Annotated in this window: 14 protein-coding genes; 2 read left to right on the forward strand and 12 right to left on the reverse strand. The window is 63.4% G+C overall.

Annotation, left to right across the window (positions count from 1 at the left end):
* Positions 1 to 9: 9 nt before the first annotated feature.
* Complete coding sequence (locus tag JOE32_RS14685) at positions 10 to 603, reverse strand: aminodeoxychorismate/anthranilate synthase component II (protein ID WP_003232567.1); 594 nt, start codon at positions 601 to 603, stop codon at positions 10 to 12.
* Between the two features lie 418 nt (positions 604 to 1,021).
* On the opposite strand from JOE32_RS14685, the gene estP reads away from it, so the two are divergent.
* Positions 1,022 to 2,944, forward strand: a complete 1,923-nt coding sequence (gene estP / locus JOE32_RS14690) for an esterase EstP (protein ID WP_209985454.1) — start codon at positions 1,022 to 1,024, stop codon at positions 2,942 to 2,944.
* Positions 2,945 to 3,019: 75 nt separating this feature from the next.
* Here the strand turns inward: estP and trpE are convergent, their stop codons facing one another.
* The 10 genes from trpE to JOE32_RS14740 all read right to left on the reverse strand — a co-directional run bounded on the left by trpE (position 3,020) and on the right by JOE32_RS14740 (position 14,671).
* Positions 3,020 to 4,501 (reverse strand): anthranilate synthase component I, encoded by a 1,482-nt coding sequence (trpE, locus tag JOE32_RS14695; protein ID WP_209985457.1) that lies wholly within the window; start codon positions 4,499 to 4,501, stop codon positions 3,020 to 3,022.
* Positions 4,502 to 4,571: 70 nt separating this feature from the next.
* Positions 4,572 to 5,390: a phosphoglycolate phosphatase gene (locus JOE32_RS14700; RefSeq protein WP_057006684.1), complete on the reverse strand. Its 819-nt coding sequence runs from the start codon at positions 5,388 to 5,390 to the stop codon at positions 4,572 to 4,574.
* Positions 5,387 to 6,061, reverse strand: a complete 675-nt coding sequence (gene rpe, locus JOE32_RS14705) for a ribulose-phosphate 3-epimerase (protein ID WP_209985460.1) — start codon at positions 6,059 to 6,061, stop codon at positions 5,387 to 5,389. Before rpe ends, JOE32_RS14700 begins: the two co-directional genes overlap by 4 nt.
* 84 nt (positions 6,062 to 6,145) lie before the next feature.
* Positions 6,146 to 7,294: an iron-containing alcohol dehydrogenase gene (locus JOE32_RS14710; RefSeq protein ID WP_057006682.1), complete on the reverse strand. Its 1,149-nt coding sequence runs from the start codon at positions 7,292 to 7,294 to the stop codon at positions 6,146 to 6,148.
* Between the two features lie 141 nt (positions 7,295 to 7,435).
* Positions 7,436 to 8,260: an ABC transporter permease gene (locus tag JOE32_RS14715; protein WP_209985466.1), complete on the reverse strand. Its 825-nt coding sequence runs from the start codon at positions 8,258 to 8,260 to the stop codon at positions 7,436 to 7,438.
* 12 nt (positions 8,261 to 8,272) lie between these two features.
* Positions 8,273 to 9,520, reverse strand: a complete 1,248-nt coding sequence (locus JOE32_RS14720; RefSeq protein ID WP_209985469.1) for an ABC transporter permease — start codon at positions 9,518 to 9,520, stop codon at positions 8,273 to 8,275.
* Between the two features lie 85 nt (positions 9,521 to 9,605).
* Positions 9,606 to 10,646 carry an ABC transporter substrate-binding protein gene (locus JOE32_RS14725; protein WP_209985472.1) on the reverse strand — a complete coding sequence of 347 codons (1,041 nt, stop codon included), beginning with the start codon at positions 10,644 to 10,646 and terminating at the stop codon, positions 9,606 to 9,608.
* Between the two features lie 43 nt (positions 10,647 to 10,689).
* Complete coding sequence (locus JOE32_RS14730; RefSeq protein ID WP_209985475.1) at positions 10,690 to 11,802, reverse strand: ABC transporter ATP-binding protein; 1,113 nt, start codon at positions 11,800 to 11,802, stop codon at positions 10,690 to 10,692.
* A 226-nt stretch (positions 11,803 to 12,028) separates the two neighbouring features.
* Positions 12,029 to 12,658, reverse strand: coding sequence for a response regulator transcription factor (locus JOE32_RS14735; RefSeq protein WP_003232590.1), 630 nt, complete (start codon positions 12,656 to 12,658; stop codon positions 12,029 to 12,031).
* Positions 12,659 to 12,676: 18 nt separating this feature from the next.
* Positions 12,677 to 14,671, reverse strand: a complete 1,995-nt coding sequence (locus JOE32_RS14740) for a transporter substrate-binding domain-containing protein (protein ID WP_209985477.1) — start codon at positions 14,669 to 14,671, stop codon at positions 12,677 to 12,679.
* Positions 14,672 to 14,746: 75 nt separating this feature from the next.
* On the opposite strand from JOE32_RS14740, the gene JOE32_RS14745 reads away from it, so the two are divergent.
* The gene (locus JOE32_RS14745; protein WP_209985479.1) at positions 14,747 to 15,721 is read left to right on the forward strand and encodes an alpha/beta hydrolase family protein; all 975 of its coding nucleotides are present in this window, start codon (positions 14,747 to 14,749) and stop codon (positions 15,719 to 15,721) included.
* A 290-nt stretch (positions 15,722 to 16,011) separates the two neighbouring features.
* On the opposite strand, the gene JOE32_RS14750 is transcribed toward JOE32_RS14745, so the two are convergent.
* A complete protein-coding gene (locus JOE32_RS14750; RefSeq protein WP_057006680.1) occupies positions 16,012 to 16,779 on the reverse strand; it encodes a TerB family tellurite resistance protein in 768 nt (255 codons plus the stop codon).
* Position 16,780: the final 1 nt, after the last annotated feature.

Below are 16,780 nucleotides of genomic sequence, written 5' to 3' on the forward strand. Positions count from 1 at the left end.
GAAAAGTCCTTAGCGCGTGCCGCCGCTCTGCTTGAGAAAGTTGGCGAACAGCTCGTAACCCTGCTCGGTCAGAATCGACTCAGGGTGAAATTGCACCCCTTCGATATTCAGCGTCTTGTGGCGCAGGCCCATGATCTCGTCGACCGAGCCGTCTTCCAGCTGGGTCCAGGCGGTCGGTTCCAGGCACTCGGGCAGGGTTTCACGCTTGACCACCAGCGAATGGTAGCGGGTCACTGTTACGGGATTGTTCAACGCCTGAAATACGCCCAAGTCCCTGTGGAACACCGGGCTGGTCTTGCCGTGCATCACCTGGCGCGCACGCACCACGTCACCGCCAAAGGCCTGGCCGATGGACTGATGGCCCAGACACACGCCCAGGATAGGCAGCTTGCCGGCGAAATACTGAATGGCTTCGAGGGAGATGCCCGCCTCGGTCGGGGTGCAGGGGCCAGGCGAAACCACGATGCGTTCCGGGTTCAGCGCTGCGATCTGCGCCACGCTCAGTTCGTCGTTGCGCACCACCTTGACCTCGGCACCGAGTTCGCCCAGGTACTGCACGACGTTGTAGGTAAAGGAATCGTAGTTATCAATCATCAGCAACATGTGGGTTCAAACCTCTTGAATTCACTGATTTCGAATGTCCGCCTTCCAGGGCGTGACCCGCTGTCGAACGCACGTTCCAGTGGCCGGCCGAGCCGACACGGGGCGTCAGACAAAGGGTGAAGAAGGCAAATCGGTACAGGTCCGGCGGGGCCGGCAGGGAACAGTCAGGCGCGCCAACGCCAACGGGCGTGAGCCTTGATGACGCGCATCAAGAGTTTGCTGATGATCAACACGGGGAGGGTCTCGTTCATACGTTGGGGCACAGTAGCGTAGCCTCGCGAGCGGTGCAATATAGTCGCGCAAATACGCGGGTAGACCTGCCTTGGTTTATCGGAAAAAGCTGTTTTCACTTGAAGAACATTCTCAATGTCTGGTTAATGTTTCGCTTCCGATACAACAAAACCAAATGGACTTTGTCATGCAAAAACCCGCCCTTCTTGCCCCGCTCGCCGGCTGCCTGTTGTCCCTGGCCTGTGCCCAGGCGCTTGCAGCCTCCTCGCCCTATTCAACCATGGTGGTGTTCGGTGACAGCCTGGCCGACGCCGGCCAGTTCCCGGATGGCAACGCCGGGTCGACACTGCGTTTTACCAACCGCACCGGGCCGAACTTCCAGGGTGACTTCGGCCTGGTCTCATCGACCTTGCTCGGTACCCGGCTGGGCGTTGCGCCCAACGACCTGAACGCCTCGACCTCGCCGGTTCGCGCGGCCCAGGGCCTGCCCGACGGCAACAACTGGGCGGTCGGCGGCTACCGTACCGACAACATCCTGGACTCGATCAACTCGGTGTCCAACGCCACGGTCCCGCCCAACAATCCCGGCGGCGGTACGGTATTGCGCAGCCGCCAGGGCTACCTGCCGGCCAACGGCGGGCGGGCGGATCCGAACGCGCTGTATTTTCTCTCCGGCGGCGGTAACGACTTCATTCAAGGCCGCGTGCTCAGCGCGGGCCAGGCTGTCGCTGCAGGCGGCCGCCTGGCCGACAGCGCCCAGGCCCTGCAACAGGCCGGCGCCCGCTACATCATGGTGTGGATGCTGCCCGACCTGGGGCTCACACCGGCCATCAACGGCACACTGCTGCAGGCGCCGAGTTCGGCCCTCAGCAGCCTGTTCAACCAATCGCTGGTGCAACGGCTGTCGCAGATCGACGCGCAGATCATCCCGCTGAACATTCCGCTGCTGCTCAATGAGACCTTCGCCGACCCCGGCCGCTTCGGCCTGGCCACCGGGCAAAACCTCACCGGCACCTGCTTCAGCGGCAACGGCTGCAGCGCCAACCCGACCTACGGCATCGGCGGCACCACCCCGGACCCGACCAAGCTGATCTACAACGACGCCGTGCACCCCACCATCGCCGGGCAACGCCTGATTGCCGACTACGCTTATTCACTGCTGTCGGCGCCCTGGGAACTGACCCTGCTGCCCGAAATGGCCCAAGGCACCTTGCGCGCCCACCAGGATGAACTGCGCAACCAATGGCAGGCCGATAACGGCCGTTGGCAAGCGGTCGGCCAGTGGCGCGCGATTGTGGCCGGCGGTGGCCAGCATGTGGACTTCAACCACCAGGACAGCGCCGCGAGTGGCGATGGCACTGGCTACAACCTGAATGTCGGCGGCAGCTACCGGCTCAACGAGGACTGGCGCGTCGGCGTGGCGGCCGGCTTGTACCGCCAGACCCTGGAAGTCGGCGCCAACGATTCGGACTACAAGCTCAACAGCTACATGGGCACCGCCTTCGCCCAATATCAGCAAAACCACTGGTGGGCCGACGCGGCGTTGACCGGCGGCAAGCTGGACTTCGACAGCCTCAAACGCAAGTTCGCCCTAGGCGTCAGCGAAGGCTCCGAAAAAGGCGACACCGACGGCTGGCTGTGGGCCTTGAGCAGCCGCGTGGGCTACGACATCGCCGCGCCGGGCAGCGACTGGCACCTGTCACCGTTCATCAGCGCCGATTACGCACGGGTCGAAGTCAACGGCTACTCGGAGAAAGACAATCGCTCCACCGCGCTGACCTTTGATGACCAGCAACGCGACTCCAAACGTCTGGGCGCAGGCCTGCAAGGCAGCTACCGGGTAACACCGCAGACCCAGGTGTACGGCGAAGTGGCCCACGAGCACGAGTTCGAAAATGACACGCAGAAAGTGAACATGTCGCTCAACAGCGTGCAGGGCATCGACTTCAAGCTGGACGGCTATACGCCACGCAGCAATTCGGATCGCCTGAGCCTGGGCGTCAGCCACAAGCTGACTCAGGAGCTGGCGCTACGGGCGGCGTATAACGTGAGGAAGGATGACAGTTTGACCCAGCAAGGCGTCAGCGTTGGCGTGAGTCTGGATTTCTGATGCAGTCTTGAGAGCGGAACAAAACAAATGTGGGAGCTGGCTTACCAGCCCCCACATTTTGTTCAATGCCAGCCTTTAGCGTTGCGGCGTTTGCTCGGCTAACGCCACAGCCCGGAACATCGCGCGGCGCTTGTTCAGGGTTTCCTCCCACTCGAGGGCCGGCACCGAGTCGGCGACAATCCCGCCACCCGCCTGCACATGCAGCTCGCCATCCTTGATCACCGCCGTGCGAATCGCAATCGCCGTGTCCATGTTGCCGTTCCACGCAAAATACCCCACGGCACCGCCGTAGACACCGCGCTTGACCGGCTCCAGCTCATCAATGATTTCCATCGCGCGAATCTTCGGCGCGCCCGACAAGGTGCCCGCCGGCAGAATCGCGCGCAGTGCGTCCATGGCGGTCAGCCCGGCCTTCAGCTCGCCGGTGACGTTGGAGACGATGTGCATCACGTTGGAATAGCGCTCGATCACCATCTTCTCGGTCAACTTCACCGAACCGATTTCCGAGACACGCCCGGTATCGTTACGGCCCAGGTCGATCAGCATCAAGTGCTCGGCAATTTCCTTGTCGTCGCTCAGCAGGTCCTGTTCCAGCGCCAGGTCGGCTTCTTCGGTCGCGCCACGGGGACGCGTGCCGGCAATCGGGCGTACGGTGATCAGGTTGTCCTCGACACGCACCAGCACTTCCGGCGAACTGCCCACTACGTGGAAGTCGCCAAAGTTGAAAAAGTACATGTAAGGCGTCGGGTTGAAGCAGCGCAGTGCGCGATACAAGTCGATGGGCGCAGCCTTGAAGTCAATGGACATGCGCTGCGACGGCACCACCTGCATGCAGTCTCCGGCAAGGATATATTCCTTGATGGTATCGACTGCGCGCTCGTAGTCATCCTGAGTGAAGCTTGAGCGAAAGATCGGATCGGCGGCCGGCGGACGGCTGAGGTCCAGGCCGCGACGCGGAGTGATCGGCTGGCGCAGTTTGTCCAACAAGGCTTCGAGGCTCGCCAGCCCCTGCTCGAACGCATCGGCCTGGGCCGGGTCGGCGAGCACGATGGCGTGCATCTTGCCGGCCAGGTTGTCGAACACCACCACCGCGTCGGAGACCATCAGCAGAATGTCAGGCACGCCCAGCGGGTCCGGGTTCGGGCATTTGCCCAGGCGCTTTTCCACATAGCGCACGCAGTCGTAGCCGAAATACCCGACCAGGCCGCCGTTGAAACGCGGCAGGCCCGGGATGGTCGGCACGTTGTAGCGCGCCTTGAAGCTTTCGACGAAGGCCAGCGGGTCTTCCACGTCATGGCTTTCGATCTCGACGCCATCGTGGGTGATGCTCACGTGGTGATCGTGCACCCGCATCACCGTGCGGCACGGCAGGCCGATGATCGAATAACGGCCCCACTTTTCGCCGCCCTGTACCGATTCGAGCAGGTAGGAGTTGGGCTCGTCGGCCAGTTTCAGGTAGATCGACAACGGCGTGTCGAAGTCAGCCAGGGTGTCGCAGGCCAGGGGAATACGGTTATAGCCGGCAGCGGCCAAACGCAGGAATTCTTCGCGGGTCATGATGTGCCTCGTGGCATGAGGGTCTGGCGGTCGGGTAGGCAAACGTGCCGCAGGGTGCGGCCAGGAGCAGTCAGGCGCGCCAACGCCAGCGGGCCAGAGCCTTGATGACTTTCATCCAGAGTTTGCGGGTAACCACCACGATGGCATTTCCAGAAGGGGACGGGTCGATGTCGGGCAACGTTATCCCAGCGCCCGCTCCCAGGCAACCGGGGATTAACAGGCGCAGATCATCAATCACCAGCGCCGGCGATTCTTCGGCAATCGGCCGGCCATGGTTGTAGCCATAACTCAAGGCCACGCACTGCACGCCTGCGGCTTTCGCCGCCTGCACATCGCTGCGCGAGTCGCCGACGAACAACGACTGGGATGCCGGAATATTGGCCATTTTCATCACGAAAAACAGCGCCGCAGGGTCGGGCTTTTTCTGCGGCAAGGTATCGCCGCCGATGATCCAGCGGAAATAGCGGCCGATTTTCATCTGGTCCAGCAGCGGCGCGACAAAGCGTTCCGGCTTGTTGGTGATCAGGGCCATTTCCACGCCCTTTTTGTGCAGCCACTTGAGGGTGTCGCGCACGCCGGGGTACACCACCGTCAATTCATGGCTGCTTTCATAGGCGGCGTTGAACAGTTCCAGAGCGTGCTCGGCCTCCACCTCATCGACACCCGTGGCGTCGATATGGTTGGCCAGGGCCCGGCGCACCAGCATCGGCGCGCCATTACCCACCCAGTCGCGCACCGCCTCGATCCCTGCCGGCTTGCGCCCCAGTTTGAGCAGCATGGTGTCCACCGCCGCAGCCAGGTCGGGCACCGAATCGATCAACGTACCGTCCAGATCGAACATCACCAGCCGTGGCAGCTTGCCGGGAAACAGCTGCTCGAAGCCGCTCATGGACGCGTCAGCGCCAGTTCGGCGCGCATCTTGTCGATGACTTCCTGGTAGTTCGGCGCATTGAAGATCGCCGAGCCGGCCACAAAGGTGTCGGCACCGGCGGCGGCGATGTCGCGGATATTGTTGACGTTCACCCCGCCGTCGATCTCCAGGCGGATATCCCGGCCCGAAGCGTCGATCAGCGCCCGCGCTTCGCGCAGCTTGTTCAGGGTGCCGGGGATGAACTTCTGCCCGCCGAAGCCCGGGTTGACGCTCATCAGCAGCACCATGTCGACCTTGTCCATCACGTACTCGAGCACGTTCAGGGGCGTGGCCGGGTTGAACACCAGGCCCGCCTTGCAGCCGCCTTCGCGGATCAGTTGCAGGGTGCGGTCGACGTGCAGCGTGGCTTCCGGGTGGAAGGTGATGTAAGTGGCGCCGGCCTCGATGAAGTCACCGATGATGCGGTCGACCGGGCTGACCATCAGGTGCGCGTCGATCGGCGCGGTGATGCCGTACTTGCGCAGCGCTGCGCAGACCATCGGGCCGATGGTCAGGTTGGGCACGTAGTGGTTGTCCATGACATCGAAGTGCACGAAGTCGGCACCGGCGGCCAACACCTTGTCCACTTCTTCACCCAGGCGGGCGAAGTCGGCGGAGAGAATCGATGGAGCAATGACGAAGGGCTGCATGACGCACCTTTTCTGAGCTAAATCACGATGGCGCGCATTGTATACCTCATGCTTTGCCGCGCGCACCGTGACCTCGTTCAAGGATCAGAAAGCGGCCCGGTAGATTTTCTCGATATCCGCCGCGCTGAGCTTGCGCGGGTTGTTGCGCATCAGACGCTCGATGCCCGCCGCTTCCACCGCCATGGCCGGGATTGCGTCCTCGGGCACCCCGAAACTGTGCAGCCCGGCCGGGATTTCGACGGCAGCGCACAGGCGCGTCATCGCCTCGACAGCCTGGTCGGCGGCGTCATTGGCGCTCAGCCCGGTGACATTCACGCCCATGGCCTGGGCAATGTCCTGCATGCGCTCGACACAGGCCAGTTTGTTCCAGTGCATCACGTAGGGCAGCAACAGCGCGTTGCTCACGCCGTGGGCGATGTTGAAGCGTCCGCCCAGCGGGTACGCCAACGCATGCACCGCGCCCACGCCGGCATTGCCGAACGCCATGCCGGCCATCAGGCTGGCGGTGGCCATATCGTCACGGGCCTTGAGATTGGCCGGGTTGGCATACGCCTTGGGCAGCGCGTTGGCAATCAGCTTGACCGCGCCAATGGCCAGCGCATCGGTGATCGGCGACGCATTCAGCGACAGATAAGACTCGATGGCATGCACCAACGCATCCAGACCACTGGCGGCGGTGACGCTGCGCGGGCAGGTCAGGGTCATTTGCGGGCTGATCAGCGCCACATCCGGCAGCAGGTAGTCGCTGACGATGCCCTTCTTCAATTGCGCCGCCTTGTCGGAGAGGATCGCCACATTGGTCACCTCCGAACCAGTGCCGGCCGTGGTGGGGATGGCGATCAGCGGCGGCCCTTTGCGCGGCACCTGGTCGACGCCGAACAAATCTGCCAGGGCGCCGTGGTAGCCGGCGTAGGCCGCCACGCTCTTGGCGATATCGATGGCACTGCCGCCGCCCAGACCGATCAGCCCGTCGTGCCCACCGTCGCGATAGACCTGCATGCAGTCTTCGACGATGGCGATTTCCGGGTCGGGCAGCACACGGTCGAAAATCTCATAGGTGCGTCCGCCCAGGTGTTCGAGCGCCAGCGCCACGGTGCCGGACTTGACCAGCGCGGCATCGGTGACGATCAGCGGGTTATCCACATCCAGGCGCGTGAGTTCGGCGGCGAGTTGCTCGATGGCGCCAGCGCCGGTGAGCAGTTTGTGGGCGATCTTGAATGAGGAAGTACTCATGTGCGCGGCCTCTTATCGGTGATGGGCTGGCACAAGGATAGCTGACAGATGAGCGTTGTCTGCCATTCAGCATCTGAATGCACGCAATTCAAATGTGGGAGGGAGCAAGCCCCCCTCCCACAATGGATCTCTATCTGATCTCTAGACCTGCGCTGTCCGCAGCTTCTCGCTGCGCCCACGCAACCACTCCAGCGTCAGCAACAGCAGCACCGAGAACCCGATCAGCAAGGTCGCCGCCGCGGCAATCGTCGGGCTGAGGTTTTCGCGGATACCGCTGAACATCTGCCGTGGCAGGGTGGCTTGCTCGGGACCAGCGAGGAACAGCGTCACCACCACCTCATCGAACGAGGTGGCAAAGGCGAACAGCGCCCCGGAAATCACCCCCGGCGCAATCAATGGCAAGGTCACCCGACGAAACGCGGTCAACGGTGAGGCCCCGAGGCTCGCCGCCGCACGCACCAGATTATGGTTGAACCCCTGCAAGGTGGCCGACACCGTGATGATCACGAACGGCACGCCCAGCACCGCATGCACCACGATCAGCGAAAAAAAGCTGTTGCCCAGCCCCAGCGGTGCAAAGAACAAATAACTGGCCACGCCGATAATCACCACCGGCACCACCATCGGCGAAATCACCAGGGCCATCACCAGCGCCTTGCCGGGAAAATTGCCGCGCGTCAGGCCAATCGCCGCTAGCGTGCCGAACACCATCGCCAGCACGGTGGCCGCCGGCGCCACGATGATGCTGTTCTTCAGCGCGCGCATCCATTCGGCCGAGGCAAAGAAATCCTCATACCAATGCAGCGAAAAGCCCTGCAACGGGTACACCAGGAAACTGCCGCTGTTGAACGACAGCGGGATAATCACCAGCACCGGCAAAATCAGGAACAGCAGGATCAGGCCGCACAGCACCCGCAGGCTGTAGAACCACACCCGCTCCACCGGGGACATATAAGGACTCAGCATCGCAAGGTCTCCTCAGCTCAGGCGCAGGCGGCTCGCGCCCACCAGTCGGTTGTAGATCAGGTACAGCAACACGGTGGCCAGCAGCAGCAGGCCGCCCAATGCCGTGGCCATGCCCCAATTGATGCTGGTGTTGGTGTAGAACGCCACGAAGTAGCTGACCATCTGGTCGTTCGGGCTGCCCAGCAAGGCCGGGGTGATGTAGTAACCAATCGCCAGAATGAACACCAGCAGGCAGCCAGCGCCGACACCGGCGTAGGTCTGCGGGAAGTACACGCGCCAGAAACTGGCGAACGGGTGACAGCCCAGGGAAATCGCCGCACGCAGGTAGGTAGGCGAAATGCCCTTCATCACGCTGTAGATCGGCAGAATCATGAACGGCAGCAGAATGTGCACCATGGAGATGTAGACCCCGGTGCGGTTGAACACCAGTTCCAGCGGGCTGTCGATCAGGCCCAGGCCCATCAGCGCGCTGTTGATCAGGCCGCCCGACTGCAGCAACACGATCCACGCCGCCACCCGCACCAGAATCGAGGTCCAGAACGGCAACAGCACCAGAATCATCAGCAGGTTGCTTTTGCGCGCCGGCAGGTTGGCCAGCAGGTATGCCAGCGGGTAGGCCAGCAGCAGGCAGATCACGGTGATCACCAGGCCCATCCAGAAGGTGCGGGCGAAGATGTCCAGGTAGATCGCCTGGTCGGGCGTGGCCGGGGCGATCTCGCCGAGGTCGTCGATGCGGTGATCGACGGCCGCCAGCAGGTAGTACGGGGTAACGCTGCTGGTATTGCGCCGGATCGCCTGCCAGTAGGCTGGGTCGCCCCAGCGTTCGTCGAGGTTTTCCAGCGCTTGCTTGTAAGAGCCGGGCGTTTCGGCAAACGGCAGCGCCCGCGCGGTTTTCGTCAGCAGGCTGCGATAGCCCGCCAGTTCCATGTTCAAGCGTTTGGACAAGTCGCCCAGGGTCTGGTTTTTACGCGCCTCGCCCAGGTCTTCGCTGAGCGCCTGGTACACCGGCTCGCCCGGCAGGCCGCGCCCGTCCCAGGCCGTCACGGCCACCACGGTACGCGGCAAGCCCGCCACCACTTCCGGGTTGCCGACACTCTTGAACAACAGCGCGACAATCGGCACCAGAAACACCAGCAGCAAAAACAGCACCAGCGGCGCAATCAAGGCCTGCGCCTTCCAGCGGTTGAGCCGCTCGGCACGCGCCAGGCGCTGCTTGAGGGTGGGGCTGTTGACCTCGTTCGAAGGAACGGCGATGGCCATGGCTGACTCCGGATATTGAAGATAAATGCACACCCTTGTGGGAGGGGGCTTGCTCCCTACCACAGGGGGTCAGCGGTGCTGCTGCTTACTTGGCCGCCCAGGAATTGAAGCGCTGCTCCAGTTGCTCGCCGTTATCGGCCCAGAAGCTCACGTCGATCTGCACCTGGTTGGCGATGTTTTCCGGGGTGGTCGGCATGTCCTTGAGGACGTCCTTGGCCAGCAACGGCACGGCCTGGGTGTTCGCCGGGCCGTAGGCGATGTTTTCCGAGTAGGTCTTCTGCTGCTGCGGCTGCACTGAGAAGGCGATGAATTTCTTCGCCGCTTCCGCGCGGTCCTTGGCCAGGCCTTTAGGGATGGCCCAGGCGTCGAAGTCGTAGATACCGCCATTCCACACCACTTTGAGGTTGCTTTCTTTCTGCACGGCGGCGATGCGGCCGTTGTAGGCCGAACTCATCACCACGTCACCCGAGGCCAGGTACTGCGGCGGCTGTGCGCCGGCTTCCCACCACTGGATCGACGGTTTGAGTTCGTCGAGTTTCTTGAATGCGCGGTCCTGGCCATCTTTGCCGGCCAGCACTTTGTACACGTCTTTGGGCGCTACACCGTCGGCCATCAGCGCAAATTCCAGGGTGTACTTGGCGCCCTTGCGCAGACCACGCTTGCCGGGGAATTTCTTGGTGTCCCAGAAATCCGCCCAACTGGTTGGCGCGGAAGCCAGTTTGTCGGCGTTATAGGCCAGCACGGTCGACCACACGAAGAAGCCCACGCCGCACGGCTGGATCGCGCCCTTCACGTAGTCGGCGGTGTTGCCGAACAGTTTCGGGTCGAGTGGCTCGAACATGTCTTCGTCGCAGCCACGGGACAGTTCCGGCGACTCCACTTCCACCAGGTCCCAGGACACGCTCTTGGTGTCGACCATGGCTTTCACCTTGGCCATCTCACCGTTGTATTCGCCGGCGACAATCTTGCCATTGCCCGCACTTTCCCACGGCGCGTAGAACGCCTTGACCTGGGCCGCCTTGTTCGCGCCACCGAACGACACCACGGTCAGGTCGGGGCCTGCCATGGCCTGTGTGGCGCCCATCAAGCCAAGTGCCAGGGCCGAATACTTAAGGGATTTCAACATTGTTGTGCTCTCCACGTGCAGGGTTGGTGAAGCCAGGGGGCGATCAGTTCGCCTCTAGAAGTGGGTCGAGTGCGCGAACGTGCTCGACTTGCCAGCCAATCGGTACCACGTCGCCGACCGCCAGGGCCGGGTCCAGCTCGGCAATCGGTTGTTTCACAAAGAAATCGGTCTTGCCGCAGACCTCCAGGCGCACCCGCACGTGGTCGCCCAGGTAGATGAACTCCGCCACGCGCCCGGAGAAACGGTTGACGCAGCGTTCGCTGGTGCCGTTGAGGCTGACGCGCTCCGGGCGCACCGACAGGGTGACGGGGCCGCCGACCTCGCCGACGTTCACCGCCAGCGCCTCGACCTTCTCGCCCCGCGCCAGCTCCACCACGCAACGCTCGCCGGTGTGGCTGTGCAGGCGGCCATTGAGGCGGTTGTTTTCGCCGATGAAGTTGGCGACGAAGGTGTTTTTCGGCTCTTCATACAAGCTGCGCGGCGCGGCGATCTGCTGGATTTCGCCCTGATGAAACACCGCCACGCGGTCGGACATGGTCAAGGCTTCGCCCTGGTCGTGGGTCACGTACACCACGGTCAAGCCGAGGCGCTGGTGCAGGTGCTTGATCTCCATCTGCATGTGCTCGCGCAGTTGCTTGTCGAGGGCGCCGAGGGGTTCGTCCATCAACACCAACTGTGGCTCGAACACCAGCGCGCGGGCCAGGGCCACGCGCTGTTGCTGGCCGCCGGACAGCTGCGCGGGGTAGCGCTGGGCGAAGGCATCGAGCTGGACCATGCTCAGCACGCGCTTGACCCGTTCGCTGATATCGGTCTTGCTCAACGAGCGTACCGACAAGGGAAAGGCGAGGTTTTCGGCGACGGTCATGTGCGGGAACAGCGCGTAATTCTGGAACACCATGCCGATATCGCGCTTGTGCGGCGGCACGTTGTTGATGGAGCGCCCGGCCAGCTGGATCTCGCCGGCGGTGGGTGTCTCGAAACCGGCGAGCATCATCAGGCTGGTGGTCTTGCCCGAACCGGACGGCCCGAGCAGGGTGAGGAACTCGCCCTTGCGAATCTCCAGGTTGAGGTCCTTGACGATCAGGTTCTCGCCGTCGTAGCTCTTCTGCACGCCACGAAAGCTGACCAGCACATCCTTTGAATCCACCTCGCTCATACCCGCACCTTTGTGTTTTGGACTGCTGTGGCACAAGCGTAGTCCAGGCGCGAGGCCCCGGAAATCGGGGGCCAGGAGAGAATCGCATCAGCCGGACGGAAGGTGGCGGGTAGGGATTGCCCTACACCGATGGCGGGGATGGGACAGTGCCGTGGCAAGGCGCGAGCTGCACACGGCAGGAACGGTGCGGCGGTGGTTTTCCGGGTCGTCGTTATTGGGTAAGTCGCTAGAGAAGCTTGTGCTCCATGGCGTACTTCACCAGCTCGGCCAATGAGGTGATATGCAGCTTCTGCATCAAACGCGCCTTGTGGGTGCTGATGGTCTTGTTGCTCAGGGCCAGTTGCTGGGCGATGTCATTGACGTTGGCGCCCTGGGCCAGGCGCTCGAACACCGAAAACTCCCGCTCCGAGAGCAGCGAATGCAACGGCCGCGAGTCGGTGAGGCCGACTTCGAAGACCATCCGATCGGCCAGGTCCGGGTCGATATAGCGCCCGCCCGCCGCCACCTTGCGAATCGCCGCCAGCAGCAGCGCGGGGTCGCTGTCCTTGGTGGCGTACCCTGCCGCACCGACTTTCAGGGCGCGCGCGGCCATTTGGGCTTCGTCGTGCATCGACAGCACCAGGATCGCCGGCGGATCGTTCAGCGCGCGAATACGCGCAATCGCTTCCAGCCCATTGACGCCCGGCATCGAAATATCCAGCAGCACCACTTCGCAGGGCACATGGCGCAAGGTCTCGAGCAACTGCTCGCCGTTGCTGGCCTCGCCAACCACCAGCAGGTCTTTGGCCAGACCGATCAATTGCTTGATGCCTTCTCGAACAATGGTGTGGTCTTCGGCTACCAGTACGCGGATCACAGGGGTTTCCTTTTGTAGTTAGGCATCCAGCGGCACCGTGACACTCAGGGTGGTGCCCTCCCCCAACGCGCTGTCCAGGGTCAACAGCCCGCCCATGATCAGCACCCGCTCGCGCATGCCCACCAGGCCGAACGACACCGGGCGCTCCCCGGTCTGGACGAACCCCACGCCGTCATCGCTGATGCTCAGCCGCAGGGACTCGCCGTCTATCGCCAGGGTCAGTTCGACAGTATGCGCCTGGGCATGGCGCATCACATTGGTCAGCGCCTCCTGCAGGATACGGAACAGGCCGATGGCCTTGGCATCACTCAGGGCCGGCAGGTGTTCCGGCACCTGCACCAGGCAAGGAATCTGCGTACGCGCTTCGAACCGCCGCGCCTGCCATTCGATGGCCGAGCCGATCCCGGCGTCCAGAATCGGCGGGCGCAGGGCCGTGGCCACGTCGCGCACCAGTTGGAACAGTTGGGCAATCAGACGCTTCATGCTGTTCAAGCGCTCATGCAGCCCGGGATCAAGCTGCGCATAGGCCAACTCGCACATGGAGGTTTCCAGCTTGAGTACCGTGAGCATCTGCCCGAGTTCGTCGTGCACCTCGCGGGCGATGCGTGCTTTTTCTTCTTCGCGCACGGTTTCCAGGTGGGCGGAGAGTTCGCGCAATTGCGCTTCGCTTTGCAGCAAGGCAGCCAGGGTGCGGCGCAGTTCGGTGACGTCATTGAGGTAGACCACCAGGTATTCGGCCTCGGCAAAGCGCAGAAAACTCAGCGACACCGTGACTGGCACGATGCTGCCATCGGCTCGCGTGCAGTCGGTGGCGAAGTTCTGTGGCGCCTCTTCGTTGGCCCGCGCGCGCTTCCACAGGTTGAGCCAGCGGTCCATGTCCAACGTGGGATCAAGCGCGGCCAGCGGCCGTTCGATCAGCGCGCCGGGGCCGTAGCCGAGCATGCTTTCGGCCGCACGGTTGGCGTAGCGCACATGGCTGTCCCAGTTGACCCAGAGAATTCCGACGGTGCTTTGATCGATGGAAAACTGCGTCAGCCGTAACGCTTCGGCACCGGCGGCGCGGGCGGCACTTTCTTCACGCGCGGCCAGCAGGCTGCGTTCGAGCCCGCGCTGCTGACGGCGCTGCCAGGCCACCAGCGTCAGGCTGGCAAGCAGCAACAGGCCCAGCAGCAGGCAGAGGTTTTGCCACAACCCTGGGGATGCGGACAGGCGTGGATACTGGGGTTGCAGCCAGCGATTGTGCAATTGGTCGAGGTCGCGGGCGGGGATGGCGCGCAGGGCGCTCTGCATAATGCCCGCCAGCTGGGGCCAATCGCGGCGCGTCGCCACCCGCAGCAATTGCGGCAGGCCAACATCGCCCACCACCGCCAACCCGGCGAACTCCGCTTCGCCCGACAGCCGGCTCAACTGCGCTTCGTCCACCACCGCATAGCGGGCCTGCTGGCTCACCAACAATTGCAGGGCCTGGCGCTCCATGGGCACGCCTTGCAGATTGAGGCCGGGATAAGTGCTGCGCAGATAATCGGCCACTGCGCTGGGCATGCGCACGGCGATGCGCGAGAGGCTGTCGAGCTTTTCCAGCTCCACCGCACCGCCGCCCTCGCGAATGCCGACGATGTGCTGCGGCACGCGCATGTAGGGATCGCTGAACGACCACAGGCGCAAGCCGGCCGGGGTTTGCTGCAAGCCGGGGGCAATATCGATCTCGCCGTCGCGCAGGGCGGTTTCGAGTGAATCCTGAGCAGGAAAATTGCGCCACGACAGCTCGATGTTCAGCGCCTTGGCCAGCCATTGCATCAATTCCACATTGGCTCCGGACAAACGCTGCAACCGCCGGTCGTATTGCGCATACGGTGCCTGCAGCACCAGGCCGACGCGCAGTTGCGGATGACGGGCCAGCCATTCCCGTTGCTCGGCATTGAGTTGCGCCTGCGGTATGCCCGGCGCAGGGGCCGCATTGGCGATCAAGGCGAGGCACAGACCGCCGATAAACAGCACACAGCGAAAACCCATGATCACGTCTCACGTCACTGACAAATACTGACCAACCCATTAGGCTGCTGGAATCATTCCGGCCGGGAAGCAACGATGCCATCACCCAACCGCTCAGCAGTGCCAGCATTGTGCCTGTCGCTGTTATTTACCAGCGCCTTTTCTGTCCAGGCCGCCGACGCCCCTGCGCCCGCCGCCGAAAAACCGGCCGAGCGCCAGCCTCTGGTGGAGCGCAGCCAGGAAGAGTCCGCCGCCCTCGAGCGCCAGCTCCCGCGTGGCGAGCAGCAACAACTGCAGGCTGGCAGCGAGTCATTCCTGGCCCTGTGGAAGCCGGCCAACAGCGCCGAAGCCGAAGGTGTGGTGATTATCGTGCCGGGTGCCGGGGAAACGGCGGACTGGCCGCAGGCAGTTGCGCCGCTGCGACGTAAATTGCCGGACGCCAACTGGGGCACGCTCAGTCTGTCGTTGCCGGACGTGAACCTCGACACCCTGCCGCCCCGGGTAATGGAATCTCCCAAGGCCGCCGTTGACACCAGCAGCAAGGAAGGCAGCACCGCCGCCAAGCCGATCGAACAGGCCGCCAGCGCCGAGGCCGAAGGCACCGACCCGGCCGTGGTACCCGGTGCGGATGAACAGGACAAGACCGACGCCAAACGCATCTTCGACCGTATCGACGCCGCCGTGGCCTTCGCCCAGGCCCAGAGCGCGCGCAGCGTGGTGCTGCTCGGCCATGGCACCGGTGCCTGGTGGGCCGCGCGTTACCTGAGCGAAAAACAACCGGCCCAGGTGCAGAAACTGGTGATGGTGGCCGGCAAGACCCCGCCGGCCCGCCAGCCGGACCTGCTGCAACTGGCACCGGCGCTGAAACTGCCGACTGCGGACGTCTTCTATCAAGACAGCGCAGCCGCCAGCAAAAACGCCCTGGCGCGCAGCCAGGCCGCCAAGCGCGCGAAAAATGAGGGTTACAAGCAGGTGTCGCTCAAGACGCTGCCCGGCAACAGCTCGGCCGAGCAGGAGCAGTTGTACCGCAGGGTTCGCGGCTGGCTGAGTCCGCAGGGCAACGCCGACTGACACCACAGAACCAGGTTGAATGCTTAAACCCAGTAGTCAGGGGGCCATTGTGGCGAGCGGGCTTGCCCTAATGCCGTTCAGTTAAGCGCAGATTCCCTGTGGCGAGCAGGCTTGTCCTGCGTTGGGCTGCGCAGCAGCCCCAAAGCCAGGCGCTGAGCCGTATCAGGTACACCGCGTTTTGCTCGATTGGGGGCGCTTCGCACCCCAACGCGGGGCAAGCCCGCTCGCCACAGAGGTCTTCGGTCGGAAGCAACTCCTCCTGTATTCATTGGGTTGTCATTTGGACACTGTCAGCGAAAATCCCGGCGCTCGCGAATCAACGCATATGCATTGTGCAACTCCCGGGTACGTTCGGTGGCCTCGCGCACTTGCGCGGGGCTGGCGCCTGAGCCAGCGATTTTATCCGGGTGATGGCGGCTGAGCAGGCGACGGTAGGCACGCTTGATCACGGACGGTTCGCTCGTCGCGGTCACCCCCAGAATGCGCAGGGCGTCCTGATAGGCACCGCCGCGGTTGGCCACCGGCTTGCGCTCCGGTGCATAGTCGGACGCCAGCGCCTGTAGCTGTTGCGGGGTCCAGCCCAGCCATTTGCCCCACAGATCAATGAGGTCGCGCTCGGCGTTGTCCGCCTTGCCGTCCGCCCAGGCCATGCGCCAGCAGGCGCGCAGCACACCCTCCGCCGCATGGGGCTGGGCCTTGAGCACGCGCAAATAGGTGCGCACCCGGTCGGATCCGGACTTGCCCCGATTAAACGCAGCAATTGCCCGATGCCGGGCCGGCTCGCTCATGTCCAGTGCACGCATTTCCTGGCGGGCCTGCTGGATATGCCCATCCACCACGCGGCCGTTGCTTTTGGCCAGGCGGCCCAGCAGCACAAACAACAATTCGTCGTTGCGCAACACCGGGCGCCCACCCAGGCGTTCACGCAACTGTTCCCAGCTTTGCAACTGCAGGCGGCGGTCCAGCGCCTGCCCCAGCAATGCGCCCAATAAAGCCCCCGGAATACTGGCAATGGCATAGCCAGCCCCGGCGCCGATCAGCGTCCCTGGCCACAGCATG

It is taken from the genome of Pseudomonas sp. PvP025 (genome assembly GCF_017832155.1).
Classification (GTDB): domain Bacteria; phylum Pseudomonadota; class Gammaproteobacteria; order Pseudomonadales; family Pseudomonadaceae; genus Aquipseudomonas.